Here is a 1,243-nt window from a genome sequence, read left to right on the forward strand (position 1 = left end):
ATCTGCCGGGCGATCCGGTCCTCGTCCACGACGAGCAGGTTGTCACCGGCGCCGGGCACCGACGTGAAGCCGATGACCTGCACCGGACGCGACGGCAGGGCCGCCTCCACGTCCTCGCCGTATTCGTCGACCATTCGACGGACACGACCGTAGGCGTCGCCCGCCACGATCGAATCGCCCACGCGCAGCGTGCCGCGCTGGATCAGCACCGTCGCGACCGGGCCGCGGCCACGGTCGAGGTGGGCCTCGATGGCGACACCCTGGGCGTCCTGGTCCGGGTTGGCCCGCAGGTCGAGGGCAGCGTCCGCGGTGAGCAGCACCGCCTCGAGCAGTTGGTCGATATTGGTGCCCTGTTTGGCGGAGATGTCGACGAACATGGTGTCGCCGCCGTACTCCTCGGAGACCAGCCCGTACTCGGTGAGCTGCTGGCGGATCTTCTGCGGGTTGGCACCCTCTTTATCGATCTTGTTGACCGCCACCACGATCGGCACGTCGGCCGCCTGCGCGTGGTTGATGGCCTCCACCGTCTGCGGCATGACGCCGTCGTCGGCGGCGACCACCAGGATCGCGATATCGGTGGCCTTCGCACCTCGGGCACGCATAGCGGTGAACGCCTCGTGACCGGGGGTGTCGATGAAGGTGATCAGCCGGTCCTCGTCGCCGAGATGGGTCATCACCTGGTAGGCGCCGATGTGCTGGGTGATACCGCCGGCCTCGCCCTCGCGGACGTTGGCCTTGCGGATGGTGTCCAACAGTCGGGTCTTACCGTGGTCGACGTGACCCATGACGGTCACCACCGGCGGACGGACCTCGAGGTCTTCCTCGCCGCCCTCGTCCTGGCCGTAGGTGATATCGAACGATTCCAGCAGTTCGCGGTCCTCGTCCTCGGGGCTGACCACGTGGACGACGTAGTTCATCTCGCTGCCGAGCAGTTCGAGCGTCTCGTCGTTCACCGACTGGGTCGCGGTGACCATTTCACCGAGGTTGAACAGCGCCTGCACCAGCGCGGCCGGGTTGGCGTCGATCTTCTCCGCGAAATCGGACAGCGACGCGCCACGGGCGAGCCGGATGACCTCGCCGTTGCCGCGGGGCAGCCGCACGCCGCCGACGGAGGGCGCCTGCATCGAGTCGTATTCCTGGCGCTTCTGCCGCTTCGACTTGCGGCCGCGGCGCGGGGCGCCACCGGGACGTCCGAACGCGCCCGCCGCACCACCGCGGCCACCGGGGCCACCCGGCCGACCAC

General features: G+C 68.8%; 1 protein-coding gene. It reads right to left on the reverse strand.

From position 1 onward, the window contains the following. A partial coding sequence (gene infB, locus ON20_RS16950; protein WP_083864985.1) for a translation initiation factor IF-2 occupies positions 1-1,243 on the reverse strand: 1,243 nt, incomplete at both ends.

The organism is Nocardia brevicatena NBRC 12119, from assembly GCF_000308495.1.
Lineage (GTDB): Bacteria > Actinomycetota > Actinomycetes > Mycobacteriales > Mycobacteriaceae > Nocardia > Nocardia brevicatena.